The sequence below is a fragment of the Streptomyces sp. NPDC052016 genome (assembly GCF_044548445.1).
In the GTDB taxonomy this organism is placed as follows: domain Bacteria; phylum Actinomycetota; class Actinomycetes; order Streptomycetales; family Streptomycetaceae; genus Streptomyces.
In genome coordinates this window covers 214,846-236,322 of sequence record NZ_JBIUBX010000004.1, presented here as the reverse complement: position 1 = coordinate 236,322, position 21,477 = coordinate 214,846, and the positions used below count along the sequence as shown (strand labels likewise).

14 protein-coding genes and 1 pseudogene are annotated in these 21,477 nt (G+C 70.3%); 10 read left to right on the top strand and 5 right to left on the bottom strand.

Features of this window, described 5'->3' with window-relative positions; genetic code table 11:
* Positions 1-14: 14 nt before the first annotated feature.
* Positions 15-2,897, bottom strand: a complete 2,883-nt coding sequence (locus ACIHAR_RS07600) for a response regulator transcription factor (protein WP_400017740.1) — start codon at positions 2,895-2,897, stop codon at positions 15-17.
* Between the two features lie 608 nt (positions 2,898-3,505).
* On the opposite strand from ACIHAR_RS07600, the pseudogene ACIHAR_RS07595 reads away from it, so the two are divergent.
* The 4 genes and pseudogenes from ACIHAR_RS07595 to ACIHAR_RS07580 all read left to right on the top strand — a co-directional run bounded on the left by ACIHAR_RS07595 (position 3,506) and on the right by ACIHAR_RS07580 (position 6,807).
* Positions 3,506-4,260, top strand: a pseudogene (locus ACIHAR_RS07595) (transposase family protein).
* A 16-nt stretch (positions 4,261-4,276) separates the two neighbouring features.
* The gene (locus tag ACIHAR_RS07590) at positions 4,277-4,669 is read left to right on the top strand and encodes a hypothetical protein (protein WP_400017738.1); all 393 of its coding nucleotides are present in this window, start codon (positions 4,277-4,279) and stop codon (positions 4,667-4,669) included.
* Positions 4,670-5,607: 938 nt separating this feature from the next.
* On the top strand, positions 5,608-6,012 hold the full coding sequence (locus ACIHAR_RS07585) for an SsgA family sporulation/cell division regulator (RefSeq protein WP_400017736.1): 405 nt from the start codon (positions 5,608-5,610) through the stop codon (positions 6,010-6,012).
* 234 nt (positions 6,013-6,246) lie between these two features.
* Complete coding sequence (locus ACIHAR_RS07580) at positions 6,247-6,807, top strand: hypothetical protein (RefSeq protein WP_365453130.1); 561 nt, start codon at positions 6,247-6,249, stop codon at positions 6,805-6,807.
* A 704-nt stretch (positions 6,808-7,511) separates the two neighbouring features.
* On the opposite strand, the gene ACIHAR_RS07575 is transcribed toward ACIHAR_RS07580, so the two are convergent.
* Positions 7,512-8,474, bottom strand: a complete 963-nt coding sequence (locus tag ACIHAR_RS07575; RefSeq protein WP_400017734.1) for an amidohydrolase family protein — start codon at positions 8,472-8,474, stop codon at positions 7,512-7,514.
* A gap of 345 nt (positions 8,475-8,819) precedes the next feature.
* Entirely contained in the window at positions 8,820-9,863 is a 1,044-nt protein-coding gene (locus ACIHAR_RS07570) for a LacI family DNA-binding transcriptional regulator (RefSeq protein ID WP_400017732.1), read from the bottom strand.
* A 261-nt stretch (positions 9,864-10,124) separates the two neighbouring features.
* Between ACIHAR_RS07570 and ACIHAR_RS07565 the strand changes: the two genes are divergently transcribed.
* The 5 genes from ACIHAR_RS07565 to ACIHAR_RS07545 all read left to right on the top strand — a co-directional run bounded on the left by ACIHAR_RS07565 (position 10,125) and on the right by ACIHAR_RS07545 (position 17,622).
* Positions 10,125-11,417 carry an ABC transporter substrate-binding protein gene (locus tag ACIHAR_RS07565; RefSeq protein WP_400017730.1) on the top strand — a complete coding sequence of 431 codons (1,293 nt, stop codon included), beginning with the start codon at positions 10,125-10,127 and terminating at the stop codon, positions 11,415-11,417.
* Between the two features lie 6 nt (positions 11,418-11,423).
* On the top strand, positions 11,424-12,326 hold the full coding sequence (locus ACIHAR_RS07560; RefSeq protein ID WP_400017727.1) for a carbohydrate ABC transporter permease: 903 nt from the start codon (positions 11,424-11,426) through the stop codon (positions 12,324-12,326).
* The gene (locus ACIHAR_RS07555) at positions 12,323-13,231 is read left to right on the top strand and encodes a carbohydrate ABC transporter permease (RefSeq protein WP_400017724.1); all 909 of its coding nucleotides are present in this window, start codon (positions 12,323-12,325) and stop codon (positions 13,229-13,231) included. Before ACIHAR_RS07560 ends, ACIHAR_RS07555 begins: the two co-directional genes overlap by 4 nt.
* 52 nt (positions 13,232-13,283) lie before the next feature.
* Positions 13,284-14,540 (top strand): glycosyl hydrolase, encoded by a 1,257-nt coding sequence (locus ACIHAR_RS07550; RefSeq protein ID WP_365453148.1) that lies wholly within the window; start codon positions 13,284-13,286, stop codon positions 14,538-14,540.
* A 61-nt stretch (positions 14,541-14,601) separates the two neighbouring features.
* A complete protein-coding gene (locus ACIHAR_RS07545) occupies positions 14,602-17,622 on the top strand; it encodes an alpha-mannosidase (RefSeq protein ID WP_400017721.1) in 3,021 nt (1,006 codons plus the stop codon).
* A 347-nt stretch (positions 17,623-17,969) separates the two neighbouring features.
* On the opposite strand, the gene ACIHAR_RS07540 is transcribed toward ACIHAR_RS07545, so the two are convergent.
* Together ACIHAR_RS07540 and ACIHAR_RS07535 are read right to left on the bottom strand one after the other, a co-directional pair.
* Positions 17,970-18,977 (bottom strand): aldo/keto reductase, encoded by a 1,008-nt coding sequence (locus ACIHAR_RS07540; RefSeq protein ID WP_400017719.1) that lies wholly within the window; start codon positions 18,975-18,977, stop codon positions 17,970-17,972.
* A gap of 126 nt (positions 18,978-19,103) precedes the next feature.
* Positions 19,104-20,024 (bottom strand): SDR family NAD(P)-dependent oxidoreductase, encoded by a 921-nt coding sequence (locus tag ACIHAR_RS07535; protein ID WP_400017716.1) that lies wholly within the window; start codon positions 20,022-20,024, stop codon positions 19,104-19,106.
* A 114-nt stretch (positions 20,025-20,138) separates the two neighbouring features.
* On the opposite strand from ACIHAR_RS07535, the gene ACIHAR_RS07530 reads away from it, so the two are divergent.
* Positions 20,139-20,885: a TetR/AcrR family transcriptional regulator gene (locus ACIHAR_RS07530; RefSeq protein WP_400017714.1), complete on the top strand. Its 747-nt coding sequence runs from the start codon at positions 20,139-20,141 to the stop codon at positions 20,883-20,885.
* The last annotated feature ends 592 nt before the right edge of the window (positions 20,886-21,477 follow it).

Here is a 21,477-nt window from a genome sequence, read left to right as displayed (position 1 = left end):
GGGGGATGTGGGGTTTACCCCACATCCCCATGGGGGCCGGCCGGGATCCCGTCTCGCGACTCCTCGCCCGGCTGGTCCACTTCCCGCAGATAGAGACGGGCCAGCTGAACCCGCGAGCGGACACCCAGCTTGTCGAAGGCGTGCCGCAGGTGCGTGTTGACCGTGTGCGGGGACAGGAACAGCCGTTGCGCCGCCTCACGATTGGTCGCACCGTGCGCGATCAGCCGTACGACGCCCAGCTCCGCCGGGGTCAGACCACGCCACGCGGCCTCCGGCGCGCGGGAAACGGCTCCCGCCGACCTGATGCCCGGCTTGCGCAGCCGGTTCCGCAGGTGTCCGCTCTCCTGGTGCGCCCCGCACGAGTCGTACAGCTCCAGTGCCTGCTCGAAGCAGGTCCGTGCCTCCCCGGCCTCCGGCATCAGCTCCCCCGTGTCCGCGAGCGCCCCGGCCTTGAGCAGCGGCCGTGCGTCCCCGTACAGCTCGGTCGCGGTCAGCAGCCGGTCCCGGTCACCGTCGAGCAGACCTCTCGCGTGCGCGGCCGCTGCCTGGAACAGGGCGAAGCCGGGGTTGCGCCGGGCCCGGTGCTCGGCGAACTCCACCGTCGCGGTGGCGATGTCCCGCTGACCGGAGTGCAGGGCGACGCGCACCAGCACGACCACGTCCCCGGGGTCGGCACAGAGAGCATGGACGAAACCGCGCTGAAGGCAGGCCGCGGCAAGGCTGAGGTGCTCGGGTGTCATGCGCTCCACGCGGTGGGCTGCGGTGACCACGGTGAGCCAGGCGCCCACGCGCCGCTGATGCGGATCGTCACCGGAGAGATAGGCGTCGGCCCTCGTCACGCACTTCTCCATGGCCGCCTCGTCGCCCAGGCGACGGGCCACCTGCACGAGGGTGCACAGGGCGGAGGCCTCACCGGTTGAGGGCAGGCCGGTGGTGGCGACGAGCGCCTCCGCGGCGGCCAGTTGGCCCGCCGCGTCGGCGAGCCGGCCGGCGTCGAGCAGCAGCCTGGCGCGGGCCGTTCGCCACAGCGGAAGGAAGGCGCGGCGACCGCGCGCCTCCGCTGCCCGGAGCCCGTCGTCGACGAGTTCCAGGGCAGCACGGTCATGGCCGGCCAGGCTCAGCACCGAGGCGTGCCAGCTGGTCGACAGGGCGACCTCGGGAAGGGTGGAACCGTGCACCAGGTCCAGGTGGGCGATGTTGGCGACCGCGCCGTCGCTGTGCTTCAGCGCGTCGCCCCAGTTCTGCCGGTGGCAGGCACTCATCGACTGCACGGTGCGCAGGGTCAGCTCACTGACCGCATGCACCCCGCGGGTCCGCATCAGCGCGTCGGACATGCCCCCGCCGGCTTCCTCGGCGTCCCCTGTGAGCAGCTCGCTGAGCAACGTCATGGACAGCAACTGGTCCTTCAGGGGCACCGGGACGTCGCGGCGGCGATGGACAAAGCGCAGGTGCATGTCGGGGCGGGGCAGGCGGAACTGGCTGCCCATGCGCACCAGTTGCAGACATGCCTCGGCGTGCGCCACGGGGTCCGGCGGTGCCTGGAGGACCTCGTGGGCCAGGTCGCGCGCCTGGCCGACCTCGCCCACCTGCCACAGCAGGGGGATCAGCTCCGCCGCGAGCCGCTGCCGCTCCTGGGGGACGCCCTGGGCCAGGGCCACCGCGCGCCGCAGATGGCCGACCGCGGCACACGGCGACACGGGGGCCAGCTCCCGCGCGGCGGTCCGGAGGATCTCGAGAGCGCGCGTGTCGCCCGGCTCCGCCACGTCGCCCAGTTCGGCGGCGACCGAGGCGGCCGGTACCCCCGCCCTCAACTGCAGGTCGACCGAACGACGGCGGACGGACTGCCGCACGGGCCGGGGCAGGGTGGCCGACACCGTCTGCCGGACCAGTGCGTGGCGGAAGGCGAGACGGTCCTCGTCCGTGCTGAGCAGGCGGGCGGCAAGCACCTCGCGCAACGGCCTGAGCAGGGCGGACTCGGAACGGCCGAGCACCCGTGCCAGGTGCCGGGCGGACAGACTCTCGCCGAGGACGGCCGTGATCTGCACCAACTGCCGTCCGTCGTCGGACAGTTGGTTCAGACGGCGGGAGACGGCCGCTGCGACGACCGTCTGTTCGTGCCCCGGTGTGCCGAGGGAGCCGGGCCCGGTGGCGGGTGGCTCGCTCGCCAGGTACGCACACACGTGCCGGACCGCGCCCGGCAACCCGTCGAGGTAACCCAGATAGGGAGCCGCCTCGACGGCACGTGATCCCAGCAGGTCCTGGGCCATCTCCCGGACTGCCGCCTCGGCGAGCGGCAGGAGCTCGAGGTGGGCGGCGCGCCCGGTGAGCAGGTTCCGGCGCAGTGCTTCCACGGCGGGACGCTCGCCATGCGCCCGGGCGGCGAGCACCCACAGAACCGGCAGGTCGGCGAGTTGCACGGTGAGCGTGCGGACCGTCAGCAGGGTCAGCTCGTCGCAGTCCTGGAGGTCGTCGAGGAGCAGCGCGACAGGCTGGTCGCGCGTCAGGACCCGCAACCGGTTCCTGATCTCCTGCACCAGCCAGTAGGGGACGTTCCGCTGGAAGGAGCGGATACGCAGGCCATGGGCGAAGTCGTCGACGTCGTGCGTGAGCGCGTCCAGCAGCGGCGCCAGCGGAGCCATCTCGCCGCCCGCCAGGCCGGCGCCGACCAGTACCCGGGCGCCGGCCCATGCCGCCTCGTCCGCGGCACAGGCCAGCATGCGGGACTTGCCGACGTCCGCCGGTCCTTCGATCCACAGCACGCCTCCGGCGCGGCGGTGGATGAGTCGGCGTACCCACTGGGTGATGCGTTCCTGCTCCGCTGCGCGTCCGCGCACCGGGAGCACAGCCTCGTCGGTGCCACCCGACGCCGTCCATGAGATGTCGATCGCCTGGTTCAAGGCACCCTCCACTGGTCCTGTTCGCTGCGACGGACGGGCAGAAACGGCCCGAGGCGGCAGAGTTGCGACACCGGCCGTGCGGCGGGCCGACGGCCTGACGGTCCGACGGCCTGACGGTCTGACGGTCTGACGATCGAGAGTTCGTCCGCTCGGCTGAAGCAGGATCTGTGCAGGGCGCGCGACGTCTCCCGCGTCCTCCATATGGTGGGCGGACCGGGTGTCCAGTGGCTGTCGAGGCCACCTGACTCATGCTCCGGGGTCTCCCCACGGGACATGTCGGGACAACCCCACAGGCCGGTGGGCACACCCTGGACCGCACCGCCTGCCGGGGCCCGTACCGCCGTCGTCATCACTCGGGGCGGGTGGCCTGCGCCGTCTCGTGCCCACCTCGAAGACATGTGGGGTCAGGCCTACGTCGGACGCTTTGCTTTCCCCACCGCGGTTCTCAGGGACGCACTACAGGCGGCGCGGGCCGGGACAGAGACCCTGAGTCTTTTCCAACCTGACTGCGGCGGTGAGGTGTTGGAGGCTGCCAGCTGTACGGAACGACGAAGCTCCTGGTAGACGGGTTCTCGACCAAGATCACCCGTGTCCGCCAGGAACTTCGCGTGCTTGTCTACCCGTCGTCGATCGATCTGTCCGGCCGCACCCTGCGCTTCCTGACCACACGGCTGCGTGCCCGGCAGCGAGAGATCGGGACCCGGTGGCGACGGCTGCCTGTCGGCCGTCAGGCCCTGCTCGTCCCCGCCCACCTGCGGTGCGGGGACACCTACGCGCGGCTCGCCGCCGGGTTCGACATCGGCGTCGCGACCGTGTACCGATACATACGCGAGGTGATCGACGTCCTGGCCGCCGCCACGCCGACCCTGACCGAGGCGATGAAGACCGTACGGGCGAAAGCCTTCGTGATCCTGGACGGCACCCTGCTGCCGATCGACCGGATCGCCGCCGACACCCCGTACTACTCCGGGAGACACAAACGCCACGGCATGAACGTCCAGGTCCTCACCGACCCGTTCGGCCGACTGCTGTGGGCCTCGCCGGCATTGCCCGGATCGACCCATGACCTGACCGCCGCCCGGCGCCACGGCATCATCGACGCGCTCGCCGAGGCCGACGTGACGTGCTGGGCGGACAAGGCTTACCAGGGCGCCGGGCGCCCCGTCCGGGTGCCGTCCAGGGGCCGTCGGCTCAAACGCTGGAAGCGGCGGCACAACAGCACCCATGCCAAGATCCCTGTCTCGGCGAACAGCCATAGCCAGACTGAAGGGCTGGCGCCTTCTGCGAAAACTCCGCTGCAGCACCAACCGGATCACCGACATTTGTGAAGGCTGTCGTCGTCCTTCACCACGCCTCAACCTGAGGTTAGAAAGGACTCCATGAGTTTTGACATCTTCGTGTGCCGGTTCGAGAACGGTGAGCCGGCGCCGCTGGACATGAGTGCCGCGCACGAGGTCCTCGGCCCCTACACGGTGGTGCGGGACCCCGAGACGGACTTCCTGCTGGTGAGTACGGCGGAGGGGGAGGAGGCGGGTGTGTACTTCAACAACCCGACCGGCATCACCTTCAACCGCTTCGGAGGGGACGGGATCATGGACCTCCTGGCCGTCCTGCTGCAACGGCTGGATGCCGTGCTCGTCGTCCCGGGCGGGCCGACCATGATCCAGCGGGACGAGGACCGAGAGCTTCTGCCCGCCTCCCTCAGGGACGAGTGGCCCGTCGTCACGGCCCGTACCGGCGCGGAGATCGACCGGGCGATCCGGGCTTCCTGAACAAACGGGCGAGGGCCCGTCCCCGGTGCATGTCACCGGGAACGGCCTCGCCGTCTCCTCGCGGGCGCGGCCGTCGGCCAGTACGCCTCCGCCACGGCAGCCATGCCAAGATCCGATGCATCCGCGAACAGGCCACGGCCACCTTCAAAGGCTGGCGCCTCCTGCGAAAGCTCCGCTGCAGCACCAACCGGATCACCGACATCGTGAAGACCGTTCTCGTCCTTCATCACGCCTCAACCTGAGGTTGGAAAAGGATCCCTGATGACGCAAGACCGACGACGATATGTGGGTTATTCCTCGTTCCAGGGCATCCCGTATCGCAACCGGGGACAGGAATTCGGTCCGTGAATCGGCACCCTTTCGTGCGATGACGTTTTTTTGTTCGCCGTAAGGGCGCGCGACAGCCCTTGGCCCGTTGGGGACCCTTGTACGCCGTTCCCGACGGCCGCGTCGACAGGGGCGCCGGCCTCCTCGGCGACCGCGCGTTCCCAGGTCACCGGCTGCTGCTCGGTTGCCCGAGGGTGACCCTGGGCGTTCACAGTCAGATGACGTATGGGAAGGCGCAGGGCCGTACCAGCAAGATGGGGAGCGCGCCGGGTGTGCTTGATGCACCGGGCCTCGAGGTGTTGGGAAGTGAATCGATGGCACAGTTGGAGATCACTCGGTATGAAACGCGGGCCGTTCGCCTCAGTGCGCGGGCGGGCGCGGTGGTGCGGACTCGTGTGAGAAGCGGATCTCCACGCTTGCCGGTGCGCGTGACCGCATCCCCTCCTTCCTACGCAGCCATCTGACAAGCGTTGTCTTGCTTGCTTCTGTTCGTTTCAGTGAGGCCGTGAGCGCCCTCCGGCCGCGCCCTTAGAGATTTCGTTCATCCAACTGAAATATCGCTCGAATTTCCCGACCGAGCCGTCGTGGTCCTCGGTATTTGGAGGTAACAGATGAGGAAGTGCCACCTCACCGTGGAGAGCACGCATTGGGTCGCCAGACGGCTGCCCGTGCCCATCAACTGCGAGTTCTCTTTCCACCCCAGGGACCCCTACGCCGTGACCCTGATCTTCGATGCCGAAGGCGAACGGCCGGTGCGCTGGGTGTTCGCCAGGGAACTGCTGGCCGAAGGGCTCACGGCCACAGCGGGCCAGGGCGATGTCGCGGTGTGGCTGGAGCATGATCCGGACGGGGCTTCTTCGATGTGGGTCGAGGTGGGCAATGCCTTGCACAAGGCCCTCTTCGAGATACCGGGCCCGCCGATCGCCCAGTGGCTGGCCAGTACATATGCCCTGGTGCCGCGGGGGCAGGAGATGGTGGGAGTGGACTGGGAGGAGTTGACCCAGCTGACTGAATGAGGTGTCGGCATTCAGCACTCCTCCTCATGCATGACACAACCCTCTTGTCGGGTGGCCCATCGTCGAGGGCTACACATGGTGGTAAACACCTGATCGTGCGCCAGTAGTGACACCAGGCAACGGCCAGGCAAAGAGTCAAGGCGTAGGATCGGAAGCAGCACCTGAGTACGCGCCCCCTCAGTAGCCGCTAAGCATGAGCCTTCACTCAGAGCCGAACCAAGGAGGGTCCACGGCATGCCTGATGCCAAGTTGAGTACGACCGAGCTAGTGACGCAATACAGTTCCCAGTTGGCAAGTGATCTCGAACGGAACGTGCAGGAACAGGACCGCGTCCGGAGCGAGATCGAAGAGCTTCAGGGTCGCCTGCTCGCGCTGCAGCATGATCACGCGGTACTCGCGACGATGCAGCAGGCGTTGGAAAGCGGCATTCCCACCCAGCAGGCGTCCGGCTCCTCGGGCGGCCGCGGTGCCGGTGGCGACTACGGCTTCCCCGGAGGCTCCGCGGGCGCCCAGCGCAGAAAGCAGAACCAGCCGACCCTGGTCTCGTTGATCCGCGCCTACCTCGCCCAGCAGTCGGAGCCGTCCTCCGCGGCCGAGATCGCCGCGGCACTGAGCGAGGCCCATCCCGACCGGATCATCAAGACGACGGTCGTGCGCACCACCCTGGAGGGTCTGGTCGCGCGGAGCACAGCGCAGCGCCTCAAGCAGGGCCACTCCGTGTTCTACACCAGCCTCGAGAGCGGTGAGGACCGGGAAAAGGACTCCCCCGCGGGCCGTTCCGGCTCCAGGAACTGAAGTCCGCGCGTCGCCGATTCGTTGGGAACCGCGCCCGTCGACACCGGAGCACATCGCAGATGCCGGCGCGGTACCCCGCGCTTCGGTCAGGACCGCATCAATACCGTCGATCGGTCATGTCTTCCTCACCTGAGTTGCTGAAGACTCAGTTCATACACGCTGGTCGCATGTTGGGTGGCATGCAGACCAGCACCGGGCACCATCCATCTGTCCGGCGGCCGCGCGTCAGCGTCGAGCTGCCGGAGGCCGCGCGCTGTGTGCCCATAGGGACGGACAGGAATCCCTCGGTGCCGCCTCCAGACCCTCACTCGGCACAGGCTGGGCCGTTCCACTGTGAAGGTGTACCCGTTAAGTACCCCCGTCCCGAATGGCTTGTGGCCACTGGAAGATCCCTTGGGGTCGTTCGCGGAAGCAGACCCTCAGGTCTCCAGCCCTGGGAGCGCCCTCTCCGGCGGGCGCGCGAAACCGAGGCTCCGGCGCAACGTCCGGCCCGGAGTCGGTGGTTGTGGTTGCGACGACGCACTCCCAGGCGACAGGACGACATACGCCGGTACCAGGGATGAGGCGTAGCGGGAGGACACCCACCCCGTGAGCGGGCGCCGGCAGCGGAAGCCGGGAGCAACGAGGAGGAGGGTTCGCCTACCCGGCGCCCGCCCCCTGACGTCCGGGGCCCTGGTCCCTGCGCCGGCTGCTGCCCAGGGCGGTTACTCCTCGGCCGTCCACGGCAGCAGCCGGGCCGCGTTCCGGGTGGTCAGCGCGCGCCAGGTGCCGACCTCCGGCTGGGGCGCGGCGTCGACGGAGGCGACCTGGGCGAGGGTGCCGGCGGCCGGGGTCCAGCAGTAGTCGCTGCCGTAGAGCAGGCGGTCGTCGCCGAAGCTGCGGATCAGGGCAGGGATCTGGTGTGGGAAGGGGCTTCCGGCCATGTCGAACCAGAGGCTGCGCAGTTGCTCCTGCACGGTGGGCCCGTCGGCCGAGCCGAAGCCGAACACCGTGCGGAACAGCTCCATGCGGTCGGCGAGCAGCGGCAGCGTGCCGCCCCCGTGGGTGAAGATCCACTGGATGCGCGGGTGGCGCAGGAGGACTCCGGAGAGAACGAGGTCGGAAGCGGCGCGCGTGGAGTCGAAGAGGAACTCCAGCATCGGTCGGGGCCGGCCCAGTGCGACCTGCTCGTGGCAGGGCGGTGAAGTGGGGTGGACGAACACGACGGCGCCCCGGCGGCCGAGCTCCTGCCAGAGGGGTTCGAAGCGCGCGTCGCCCAGGTAGGCGCCGGCGGCGTTGGTCTCCACGGCAAGCCCGTGGGCGCCGAGGACGTCCAGGGCGTACGCGGACTCGGTGAGCGCGCCGTCCACGTCGGGCAGCGGCACGGAGGCGAAGTGCCCGAAGCGTCCGGGGCGGTCGCGCACGACGTCCGCCGCGAACTCGTTGACCTCGCGCGTCAGGGCGCGGGCGGCACGGTCGTCGCCGAAGTGGGTGCCCGGCGAGGAGAGGGACAGCACGCTGGTGCGGATGCCGGTGGAGTCCATGAGTTCCAGGTGCTGGGCCGGGGACCAGTCCGGGTAGCCGCGCATGCCGTCGGGGCGCAGGAGTCCGGCCGCCTCGGCCGCCTCCACGTAGTGCGGGGTGACGAAGTGGGCGTGGACGTCGACCAGGTGCTCTGCTGTGACCATGGGACCACCGTAGGACTCACGGTGATGTCATCAATCACTCATCCTAGTGATGTCATATGCGATGCAGAACGCCAGGATCGACCGACTCCTATGTAGAGGTGGTTCTGGATCGGTGTTCTGCCCTCGTGAGGTGACATCATGCCCCTTCCCGTGTCCCGGGCTCTGGCCGACCAGGGACGGCGGCCGTGGACCAGGTCCGCAGTCCGCGTTACCCGCTCCGCCAGCTCGTCGGCTCGATGCCGACCGGAGCGTGCCTCGGCACCCGGGCGGTGGGTGCCGAGGCCGGGACGCCACCGCTCGGGCAGTGCGAGAAGCGCCCCGGGCCCAGGCGGTGCTCCCCCGCCGTCAGCCCCGGACCGCCCCCGTCGACTCCCGCACGATGAGCCGCGGCAGCGGCACCCCCACCGTCCGGGCCGGCGCCCCGTCCAGCAGGGCGAGCAGTTCCTTGGCCGCGGTGCGGCCGAAGGCCACACTGTCGCGGGAGAGCGCGGACAGCCACGGCTTGACCATGCGGCACAGGGCCGAGTCCTCCCAGGCCACCACCGAGAGGTCGTCCGGCACCGCGAAGCCCAGCTCGGCCGCCGCGGCGATGCCGGCCACCGCCATCACGTCGTTGTCGTAGATCAGCGCGGTCGGCGCGGCCGGCCCGCCGAGCACCTCGCGGGTGACGGCCGCGCCCTGCGCGTCGGAGTAGTCGGTGGTCACCGAGCGGACCTCACCCAGGCCACGCCGCTCGGCCTCCGCTTGCAGACTCCGCACCCGGCGCTGGGTGTGGGCGAGGCTGGGCAAACCCGCGATGTGCAGGATCCGGCGGTGGCCGAGGGCGTACAGCTCGTCGACGATGGCCGCCATCGCACCCGCGTCGTCCGCCCACACCGTCGACAGCGCGGAGTGGGAGGCGTCCGGGGCGCCGCCGATCACCACGGCAGGAAGGCCGAGTTCCTCGAGGAGGCCGGGCCGGGGGTCGTCGGTGCGCGGGTCGACCATGAGGACTCCGTCCACCCGGTGCTCGGCCCACCACCGGCGGTAGGCCGCGCACTCGTCCTCGATGTCGTCGACCACCTGGAACAGCAGCCCGAGGTGCCGTTCGGCCAGCACCTCCTGGATCCCGGAGACGAGTTGCAGGAAGAAGGAGTCGATGCCGAGGGTGTGCGCCGGACGGGCCAGGACGAAGCCGACCGTGGCGGCGCCCTCCCCGGAGAGCTGGCGTGCCGCGGTGCTGGGCCGCCAGCCCAGTTGCTCGGCCACCCGGCGCACCCGCGCGCGGGTGACCTCCGAGACGCCCGGGCGGTCGTTGAGCGCGAAGGAGACCGCGCTCTCGGACACCCCGGCGCGCTGGGCGATGTCCTTCATCGTCGGCCGGCGCACGGGCGAGCGCTTGCCTGTCATCGCTTCCCCCATTCCGCGACAGCTTCCAACACGTACCTAGACCCTCCGGCACTAAAGCGCTTGAGCGATCTCATACTAAAGCGCATTAGTGGTCAGCCGCAACAGTTTCCTCGTACCCACTCTGACCTGGACTTTCATAGACGTGTACCGTCCCCGACGTTCGAATCCATTGACTTTTCCCCGAAGGAGGATGCAAGGTCTGCCCCTGTACCCGTGGCCGGCATCGTCGCCGTGGCCCGCCGTGTAAAGGAGCCTTCAGCCGTGCGCATTCCCCGCAGAATCCTCGCCACCGCTGCCACCGCCGCGGTCCTGCTTCCCCTGAGTGCCTGTGGTTCCGGTGACGACAGCTCGTCGGGCGACGCCTCGGGCAAGGTCCAGGGCGACATCACGTTCCAGACGTGGAACCTGAGGGCGAACTTCAAGTCCTACTTCGAGGGCGTGATCGCCGACTTCACGAAGCAGTACCCCGGCACCCACGTGAAGTGGATCGACCAGCCCGCCGAGGGCTACGCCGACAAGCTCGGCGCGCAGGCGGCCGGCGGCACGCTGCCCGACGTCGTCAACGTCTCCCCCGACCTGGCCGCCCCGCTCGCCAAGGCAGGCCTCGCCCTGGACCTGGACAAGGACAAGGCGGCGGCGAAGTACCGGAACGAGTACCTGCCCGGCGCCTGGGCGAGCAGCCAGATGCCGGGGCTGAGCGGCACGTACGCCTTCCCCTGGTACCTCAACACCGGGCCGCTATTCTACAACAAAGCCCTGTTCAAGGAGGCCGGGCTCGACCCCGACCAGCCGCCGAAGACGTACGCCGAGCTGTTCGAGGACGGTCTGGAGATAGCCAAGAGGACGGACGGTGAGGTTGCCACCCTCGCCAACGTGCCCACCATCGAGGACTTCGGCCGCTACGGCGTCCAGTTGATGAACAAGGAGGGCACCGCCTTCGCCTTCAACGACGCGAAAGGCGTGGAACTTCTCACCAGGTACAAGGAGTTGTACGACGCCAAGGCGCTCGACCCGCAGGCCCTGACCGCCACCCCGGAGTCGTCAGGCCAGAAGTTCCTCACCGGCGCCGTGGCCATGAACCCCGGCAGCGCGCTCGACCTGGAGAACTTCAAGACCCAGGCGCCGAGCCTGTACGAGAACATCGGCATCACGGACCAGATCACCAGCACCGGCCACGTCAACATGTACGTGCAGAACATCATGGTGAACGCGCAGTCCAAGCAGAAGCCGGCCGCGGTCGCCTTCGCCCACTTCGTCACCGCCGCCAAGAACCAGATGGCGTTCGCCAAGCAGGTCGCCATCTTCCCGAGCACCAAGGGCTCGCTGGACGACCCGTACTTCACCAAGGAGGACGGCACCGACGAGACCCGGGTGCGGGTGGCCGCCGCCAAGTCGCTTCAGACCGCGGTCAACTACACGCCGGTGCTCTTCAGCGACCAGATGAAGACCGCGCTGCGCAACGAGGTCGCCAAGGCGCTCCAGGGCAAGCAGAGCCCCAAGGAGGCGCTCGACAACGCTGTCAAGGCCTGCGACCGACTGCTTCAGCAGGGCTGACCCGCCATGGCCCGTTCCGCTGTTCCCTCCGGCTCCCGGGTGCGGCGCCAACTGCCCGCCAGTCCGTGGCTGTTCGCCGCGCCCGGGTTGGTCGTGATCGCCGCGTTCGTCCTGTGGCCGTTCGTCTCGACGGTGGTGAACTCCTTCACCGACCGCCGCACGCTGATCCCCGGTCACTTCGTGGGCCTCGCCAACTTCCGCGAGCTGCTGCACGACGACATGTTCTGGATCGCCCTGCGCAACAGCGCGCTGTACGTCGTCGGGGTCGTCCCCGCACTCGTCGTCCTGCCGCTGCTGCTCGCGCTGCTGGTCGAGAAGAACCTCCCCGGCATCGCCTTTTTCCGGTCCGCCTTCTACACACCGGTCGTCGCCTCGATCGTCGTGGTCGGACTGATCTGGGTGTGGCTGCTGGACCAGCGTGGCCTGGTCAACTCGCTGCTGGGGATGCTCGGCGCCGGTCCGTTCGGCTTCCTCAGCGACCAGTGGCTGCTGCTGGTCAGCGCCATGACGGTCACGGTGTGGAAGGGCCTGGGCTACTACATGATCATCTATCTGGCGGCGCTGGCCAACGTGCCGCGCGAGCTGCACGAGGCCGCCGCCGTCGACGGCGCGGGCCCGGTGCGCCGGTTCCTCACCGTCACCGTGCCCGCCCTGCGCTCGACCATGGTCCTGGTCGCGGCGCTGGCCTCGGTCGCCGCGTTCAAGGTGTTCTCCGAGGTGTACCTGATGGCCGGGCCCAGCGGCGGCCCGGCCGGTGAGGACACCACCCTGATCATGCTGGTCCAACGCACCGGCACCGGCCTGAGCGGCCGGGTCGGTTATGCCTCCGCCATCTCCCTGGTGGTTTTCGTGATCACCGTGGCACTGATGCTCCTGGTCCTGCGCGCCGACCGGAAGGACGAGTCATGAGCGTGACGGAGAAGACGCGTCCCGAGCGGCCGGCCGCCGTCCGGGGGCGCCGGTCCGGGCCGACCGACCGCGACGGGCGACCCGTACGGGTGTGGGAGCTGGTACTGCGCTACGTGCTGCTGCTCGTCGTGCTGGCCCTGACCATCGGCCCGTTCCTGTGGCAGGTGTCCACGTCGCTGAAGGGACCGACGGAGGACATCTACAGCTCCACGCCGTCGTTCCTGCCCGAGCACCCCACGCTGCACAACTACGCCCGCGTCGCCGAGACCATCCCCGTCTGGGACTACGTGCTGAACTCGGTGAAGGTCGCCGTCGCCGGCGTGGTCACCAACTGCGTCGGCTCGGCCCTGGCCGGCTACGCCCTGGCCCGGCTGCGCTTCGCGGGCCGCCGCGCGCTGACCCTGGTGTTCCTGCTGGCGCTGCTCGTCCCCGTGGAGAGCATCATCATCGCCCAGTTCACGACCATGCGGGAGCTGGGCCTGAACAACACGCTCGTCGGCGTCGTCCTGCCCAGCTGCGTCAGCGCGCTGAACGTGCTGCTGATGCGCAACGCCTTCCTCAACCTGCCCCACGAGGTGGAGGAGGCGGCCTACGTCGACGGCGCCAACGTCTGGCAGCGCTTCTGGCACATCGCGCTGCCGTCGGTGAAGGGCACCCTCGCGGTCGTCGCGATCTTCGCCTTCATGTTCGCCTGGGACGACTTCCTGTGGCCGCTCATCGTCCTCAACGACCCGTCCAAGTTCACCCTGACCATCGGCCTGAACTACCTGCATGGCACCTTCGCCAACGACCAGCGCCTGGTCGCCGCGGGAACGATCATCGCCGTGGCTCCGCTCATCGTCCTCTTCGCCTGCCTCCAGCGTTACTTCTTCCGCGGCGTGGGCGAGGGCGCCGTCAAGGGCTGAGCCGCTCCCCGGTCCACCGCGCCACGCCACCCCCCAGTCCAAGGACACCCCCATGCCCCCTGCCGCGCGCTTCGGCGTCAACTACACACCGAGTGAAGGGTGGTTCCACCACTGGCTCGACTTCGACCTCGACTCCGTCCGCGCCGACCTCGACTCCATCGCCGCGCTCGGCCTGGACCACATCCGCGTCTTCCCGCTGTGGCCGTACTTCCAGCCCAACCGCGCCTTGATCCGCCCGCGCGCGGTGGAGCAGCTCGTCGCTCTCGCCGACGCGGCGGCGGAGCGCGGTCTGGACGTCAACGTGGACGGCCTCCAGGGGCACCTGTCGAGCTTCGACTTCCTCCCGGCCTGGACGCGGACCTGGCACCGGCGCAACCTCTTCACCGACCCGGACGTCCTCGACGGCCAGGCAGCCTACCTGCGCACCCTCGCCGCCGCCCTCGCCGACCGGCCCAACTTCCTCGGCATGACGCTGGGCAACGAGATCAACCAGTTCTCCGCCGGTCCGCACCCCGACCCCGACCGGGCCACGCCCCAGCAGATCGACGCCTGGCTGGAACGCATGCTCGCCGCGTGCGAGGAAGGCGCCCCGGGCCGGCTTCACCTGCACGCCGAGTACGACGCCACCTGGTACCAGCCCGACCAGCCCTTCACCCCGGCGCAGGCCGCCCGGCGCGGGGCGGTCACCACCGTGCACTCCTGGGTGTTCAACGGCACCGCCCAGCGGTACGGCCGCACCTCCGTGCCGACCGAGCACCACGCGGCCTACCTGGTCGAGCTGAGCAAGGCCTGGGCCGAGGAGACGCACCGGCCGGTCTGGCTCCAGGAGGTCGGCGCCCCCGCCCCGCTGATCCCGGCCGAGCACGCCGCCGCCTTCACCGAGGCGACGATCGCCCATGCGCTCGACTGCCCCGACCTGTGGGGCGTCACCTGGTGGTGCTCCCACGACGTGTCCCGGGACCTCGCCGACTTCCCCGAGCTCGAATACTCGCTGGGGCTGCTCACCAACGACCGGCGGCCCAAGGACACGGCCGAGGTGCTGGCCGCCGCCGCCCGGGCCCCGAAGCGGCAGGCCGCGCCGCGCACCACCGCCCTGGTGGTGCCCGCCGATCCGGCGCTGCGCGCCGCGTTCGCTCCCGGCGGGTACGTGTACGAGGCCTTCTTCCGGCTGACCGCCGACCGGGCCCGGCCCACCACCGTCCTCGACGTCCGCGCCCACGACGCGGACCATCTCCGGGCTCGGGGCATCGCCGAGGTCGTCAGGGCCGACCAGGTGCTCCCCGCGCCGCGGCCGGGCGGTCTCGCCTGAACGCCCCCGCCCGCCCCACTCTGATAAACACCCGCTGACGTACGACCTACGGAGCACCCCGATGCATGACGACCGCACCCTGGTCGAGGCCCGTCTCAAGCGCGTCCTCGACGAGCGCATCCGCCCCGCCGTCCACCCCGAGTCGGTCCCGCTGGAGGTGGCGGTGTGGCACGCGCCCGGCGAGCCGGTGCCGGTCGCCGAAGGACTGGCCGCCGAGCCCGAGCCGATCGCGGTGGGCGCCCGCTGGGGCGCCCCCTGGGGCACCAGCTGGTTCCGGGTGACCGGTACCGTCCCCGAGGCCTGGGCCGGGAAGACCGTCGAGGCGCTCCTCGACCTCGGCTTCGACGAGAACATGCCCGGCTTCCAGTGCGAGGGCCTGGTCTACCGGGGCGACGGCACCCCGGTGAAGGGTCTCAACCCGCGCAACCAGTGGGTGCGCATCGGCGCGCCCGTCAGGGGCGGGGAGGAGGTGCGGCTGCACATCGAGGCCGCTTCCAACCCCGTCATCCTCGACTACCACCCCTTCCTGCCGACCCGGCTCGGCGACAAGGAGACCGCCGGCAGCGAGCCGCAGTACACCCTCGCGCGCATGGACCTCGCCGTCTTCGACGAGACGGTGTGGCAGCTGGTCATCGACCTCGAGGTGCTCGGCGAGCTGATGGCCGAGCTGCCGGTGGACTCCGCCCGCCGCTACGACATCCTGCGCGCGGTCGAGCGGGCGCTGGACGCGGTCGACCTGCAGGACGTGAACGGCACGGCGGCCCGTGCCCGCGCCGAACTGGAGCAGGTCCTCGCCTCGCCCGCCGTCCCCTCCGCGCACCGCATCAGCGCGGTCGGCCACGCGCACATCGACTCCGCGTGGCTGTGGCCGCTGCGGGAGACGGTGCGCAAGGTGGCCCGGACCACGTCCAACATGACCGCGCTGCTGGAGGACGAGCCGGAGTTCGTCTTCGCCATGTCACAGGCGCAGCAGTGGACGTGGGTGAAGGAGCACCGGCCCGAGGTGTGGGCGCGGGTGAAGAAAGCGGTGGCGGACGGGCGGTTCGTGCCGGCCGGCGGGATGTGGGTGGAGTCGGACACCAACATGCCGGGCTCGGAGGCGATGGCCAGGCAGTTCGTGCACGGAAAGCGGTTCTTCCTCGACGAGTTCGGCATCGAGAACGACGAGGCCTGGCTGCCCGACACCTTCGGCTTCGCAGCGGGTCTGCCGCAGATCATCAAGGCGGCGGGCTCCCGGTACCTGCTGACGCAGAAGATCTCCTGGTCGCAGACGAACAAGTTCCCCCACCACACGTTCCGATGGGAGGGCATCGACGGCACCCGAATCTTCACGCACTTCCCGCCGGTCGACACCTACAACTGTTCCATGAAGGGCAGCGAGATCGCCCACGCCGAGAAGAACTTCAAGGACAAGGGCCGAGCCCGGCACTCCCTCGCCCCGACCGGCTGGGGCGACGGCGGCGGCGGCACCACCCGCGAGATGGTCGCCAAGGCCGCCCGGATCAAAGACCTGGAGGGCTCGCCGACGGTGGTGTGGGAGACCCCGCAGGCCTTCTTCGCCAAGGCGGAGGCCGAGTACCCCGAGCCGCCGGTCTGGGTCGGCGAACTGTACCTCGAACTGCACCGCGCCACCCTCACCAGCCAGGCCAGGACCAAGCAGGGCAACCGGCGCAGCGAACACCTGCTGCACGAGGCCGAACTCTGGGCCGCGACCGCCGCCGTCCGCACCGGATTCGTCTATCCCTACGAGGAGTTGGACCGCATCTGGAAGACCGTGCTGCTCCACCAGTTCCACGACATCCTGCCCGGCTCCTCCATCGCCTGGGTGCACCGCGAGGCGCGGGCGACGTACGAGCGCATCGCCGCCGAGCTGAACGCGATCATCGACGCCGCCCAGAGCGCCCTGGCCGGCGAGGGCGGCACCGAACTGCTCTTCAACTCCGCGCCGCACGGCCGCCACGGCGTCCCGGCCGGTGCCGCGGCGGCCCCGGTGACTGAGGGCGAGACCCGGCTCGCCACCCGCGGCGAGGGTGGGTTCGTCCTGGACAACGGCCTGCTGAAGGTCGAGGTGGACGCCCGGGGCCTGGTGGTGTCGGCGTACGACGTGGAGGCCGACCGTGAGACGGTCGCGCCGGGCCGGGCCGCCAACCTGCTTCAACTGCACCCGGACTTCCCGAACATGTGGGACGCGTGGGACGTGGACGAGTTCTACCGCAACACCGTCACCGACCTGACCGGCGTCGAGTCGGTCACGGCCGGGAAGGACGGGCTGTCGGTGCGGGTCGTCCGCGCCTTCGGCTCCTCCCGGGTCACCCAGGTGCTGACGCTGCCTCCCGGGGAGCGGCGGCTGGTCATCGACACCGAGGTCGACTGGCACGAGACGGAGAAGTTCCTCAAGCTGTCCTTCCCGCTCGACGTGCACGCGGAGCGGTATGCGTCGGAGACCCAGTTCGGGCACTTCCACCGTCCCACCCACACCAACACCTCGTGGGAGGCGGCCAAGTTCGAGGCGTGCAACCACCGCTTCGTCCACCTGGAGGAACCCGGCTGGGGCGTGGCTCTCGTCAACGACTCGACGTACGGCCACGACGTGACCCGCACGGTCCGCACCGACGGTGACGGCGGTACGACGACCACGGTCCGGGTGTCGCTGCTGCGGGCCCCGCGCTTCCCCGACCCGGAGACCGACCAGGGCATCCACCGGTTCCGGCACGCACTGGTGCCCGGCGCCGGGATCGGCGACGCGGTTCGCGAGGGCTGGCGGATCAACCTGCCCGAGCGGCGGCTGACGGGCGCAGGCGAGACGGCGCCCCTGGTGACGGTGGATCAGGATGCGGTCGTCGTCACGGCCCTGAAGCTGGCCGACGACGGCAGCGGGGACGTGGTGGTCCGCTTCCACGAGGCCCACGGCGGCCGGGCGCGGGCCACCCTGACAGCCGGCTTCCCGGTCGCCGCGGTCGCCGTCACGGACCTGCTGGAACGCCCGCTGGCGGACACAGCCGCGCCGGTCGTGGACGGCGACCGGATCGCCGTACGGCTGCGGCCGTTCGAGCTGGTGACGCTGCGATTGAAGCGGGCCTGAGCAGCGAGGACCGGGTGTGGCCTCCGACGAGGCCCCACCCGGTCGCCGGCTGGTGGTGGGCGCGGCCGAAGCGGTACGGACCCGATGCCGCAGGCACCGGGTCCGTACCGCGGGGAGGATGGCGGTCGGCCGCCCCTCCGGGGGGCAGGGCCGCCGCGCCACGCGTGATCGCGGTCCCAGGCCTGCTCGAACTGCTCGACCCGGCACTCCAGGAGCGCGACGAATTCGAGCGCTGGACCCAGCCTGGCTCAGGAGCCGAGCCGCAAAGGGCGGTGATCGGCCTCCGATCCGACGGGCCAGGGGCGACCACCGCCCCTATCAAAACGCGGCGGTGGGAGCGGGGACGCTCAGCGCTCGCTGTCGAGCGTCGCCATCAGCGGGGCGGCGTACCGCTCGCCGGCCACCGCGCCGGCGGGAACCGCCTTCTCGATCTCGGCCAGCGTCTCCGCGTCGAGGGTCAGGTCGGCGGCGCCCAGCGACTCCGCCAGCCGCTCCCGGCGGCGGGCGCCGACCAGCGGCACGATGTCCTTGCCCTGGGCGGCCACCCAGGCGATCGCCACCTGGCTGGTGGTGGCGCCGAGCCGCTCGGCCACCTTGCCCAGCGCCTCGACCAGGCGCAGGTTCGCCTCCAGGTTCTCGCCCTGGAAGCGCGGCGAGTGAGCACGGAAATCGTTGCCGCTCAGCTCGCGCGAGGGCGACCAGTGACCGCTGAGCAGACCGCGGGAGAGGACGCCGTACGCCGTCAGGCCGATGCCCAGCTCCCGCAGCGTCGGGATGATCGACTGCTCCGGGCCGCGGGAGATCAGCGAGTACTCGATCTGGAGGTCGCTGATCGGGGCCACCGCGGCGGCGCGCCGGATGGTGTCGGCGCCCACCTCCGACAGCCCGATGTGGCGGATGTAACCGGCCCGGCGCATCTCCTCCAGGGCGCCGACGGTCTCCTCCACCGGGATGTCCGGGTTGAGGCGGGCCGGGCGGTAGATGTCGATGTAGTCGGTCTCCAGGCGCCGCAGCGAGTAGGCCAGACGGTCCTTCACGGCCTCCGGCGACACGTCGTAGGGAACGGGCTGGAAGCCGCCGTCGGGCGTGCGGCGGGAGCCGAACTTGACGCTCAGCACGACGTCCTCGCGCCGACGGTTGCGCAGGGCGCGCGCGATGAGCATCTCGTTCGCGCCCGAGCCGTAGAAGTCACCGGTGTCGACGAGGTTCAGGCCCGCGTCGATCGCGGCGTGCAGGGTGGCGATGCTCTCGGCGTCGTCGGCCGGACCGTACAGGTCCGACATGCCCATGGCGCCCAGGCCGATGGTGGAGACTTCCGGGCCGTTCTTGCCGAGCTTGCGCCGCGTCACGGTCATGACTTTTCTCCTTGTGCTGGTGCTGGTGCTGGTGCTGGTGCTGGTGCTGGTGCTGTGAGGGAGGGGTGCGGTGATGTCTGCGGGACGGGGCCGATCCGTAGCGCGCCGAGCGCGGAGCGGTCCGGCTCAGAGGCGGTCCAGCAGGCCGGTGACGCCCATGCGCCGGGCCAGACGCAGCCGCAGTTCCTCGGCGGCGCCGTTGATGATTTCGGCGCCGTAGTCGGAACCGTCGGCGACGGTACGGCGCGGGCGCCGGCCGACGGGCAGGTCGACGACCCGGACGACCTCGTCGGCGACTATCTGCGGGTCGGCGCTCACGCCGTCGACCATCAACCGCTCGGTGTCCTCGCCCATGGAGGCGAGAAACGGGGCGATCTTGTCGTAGGCGGCCGTGCGCGCGGTATCTGCGGGGAAGGCGGCGTTGGCGAAGTGCGCGGTGCCGTGGGTGAAGACGCCGGGCATCAGGATCGTGGTCTCGACGCCGTAGGCGGAGACGTCCCAGGCGGTCGACTCGGCGAAGGCGTCGAAGGCGGCCTTGGCCGCGGTGTACGGGGCGAGGAAGGGCGGGATGGCGCGGGTCGTGCCCGAGCCGATCCACAGCAGCAGGCCCGACTCCTGACGGCGCATCACCGGCAGGACGGCCCGGTTGACGCGCAGGGCGCCCACGGCGTTGACGTCGAAGGCGCGCAGCACCTCCTCCGGGCTGAACGCCTCGGTCACGCCGACCAGCAGGTGAGCGGCGTTGTGGACGACGACGTCCAGTCCGCCGGCCTGCCGTACGACCCGCTCGACGGCGGCCGCGGCGGACTCCTCGGAGAGCACGTCGAGTTCCACGACGGAGAGCTCGCCGGGCGCGTCCTTGGTCTGGGCGCGCAGCGCCTGGGCCTTTTCCGCGTTGCGGCCCTCCGGATCACGCATCGAGGCGAAGACGCGGTGCCCGGCCCGGACGAGGGAGATGGACGACAGAGCGCCCATGCCCGTGCCGGCACCCGTGACGAGGACCGTCTGCGGCTGAGTGGTCGGAGTGGTCTGGGTGGCAGTGGACATGATCTCTCTCCTCACTGTGACGCCGGACCCCATCAAGGGAACATCAGCGATCACGCTTCCAATGCATCGACGATAACACAGCATCGATCACCGTCAAGCGTTATCATCGATTGCATGACAGTGACCGAGACGACCCCGCAGCCGCGCGAGCGGATTCTGCGGGCGGCAGCGGACCTGCTGGCCGAGGGCGGACGGGAGGCGGTCTCCACCCGCTCCGTCAGCGCGGCCGCAGGCGTACAGGCCCAGACGATCTACCGGCAGTTCGGCGACATGCAGGGACTCCTCGACGAGGTCGCCCAGCGCGGCTTCGCCTCCTATCTCGCCGACAAGCACGCCAACCTCGCCTCCGGCGACCCGGTCGAGCAACTGCGCCGCGGCTGGGACCTGCATGTCTCCTTCGGACTGGCCAACCCGGCCCTGTACCGGCTCCTCTACACCGACCCCCGGCCGGGCGAGGGCGCCACGGTCATGGGCGAGGCGAACGACATCCTCGTGCGGCTGGTCACCCGAGTCGCGGAGACGGGCCGCCTGCGGATGGACGTCCAGGCAGCCGCGGCGATGATCCACGCCGCCGGCATCGGCGTGACGGTCACCCTGATCAGCGCCCGTGCCGCCGGACGGCTCGCCGAGCACGAGGGCCTGGCGGAGAACACCCGGGACGCCCTCCTGGCCGCCCTGATCACGGATGAGGAGGAGACCGGCGCCGAACAGTCGCGTGCCGAGCGCGGCGCCCGGCACGCCGTGGCACTCAAGGCCCTGCTCGAGGAGGAGGGAGAGCAGCCGTTCACCCCGGGCGAGCACCTGCTGCTGGGCGAACTGCTGACCCGACTCGCCGGAAAGGCGGGACCCGGCGGCCACTAGAGAAGGTCCGCGCAGTCGCGCCGTCCGCCTGGAGGGCGGGGTGTGCGGCGCCTGGTCCGTGCTCCCGGCATGCCGGGCGGACGCCCCCGTACTGGTCGTACACGGGTGTGCGCCGGGTGCGGCGAGAGTGCGTGCCAGGCGCCGCAGGCCAGGCGAGACCGTGCGGACACCCCCAAGCCGGGCGGATGCCGGCCCTGCGGACATCAGGCGGGCGACGGCGTCACCCCGCCCGACGGCTGCCGGCCCGCCGGAGACCACGCGCGCGACGACGGCGATCCACCGCTTCGGAGCCACCGTGAACCCCAGCGCCGGCAGGCAGACGGCACCACCCACGACCGGCTCGTGCAGGGCCAGGTCGCCGCGGCGCTCGGTGAAGTGCAGCGCCCTCGTGCGCGCTGAGGACCCGGGCGTAGCACTCCCGCAGTTCGAAGACGTGCGGCGGCTTGCCATGTCGTCACCGCTGTGGGGAGAAAGCCGGACACACGATGACTCCTCACTGCTGTCCGTCACACGTCGGGCGGTCGGTACTGACTCATACTGCAGGGCAGGCGGACAGTTAGACATCACACATGTGCGCGATACAGGAGACAAA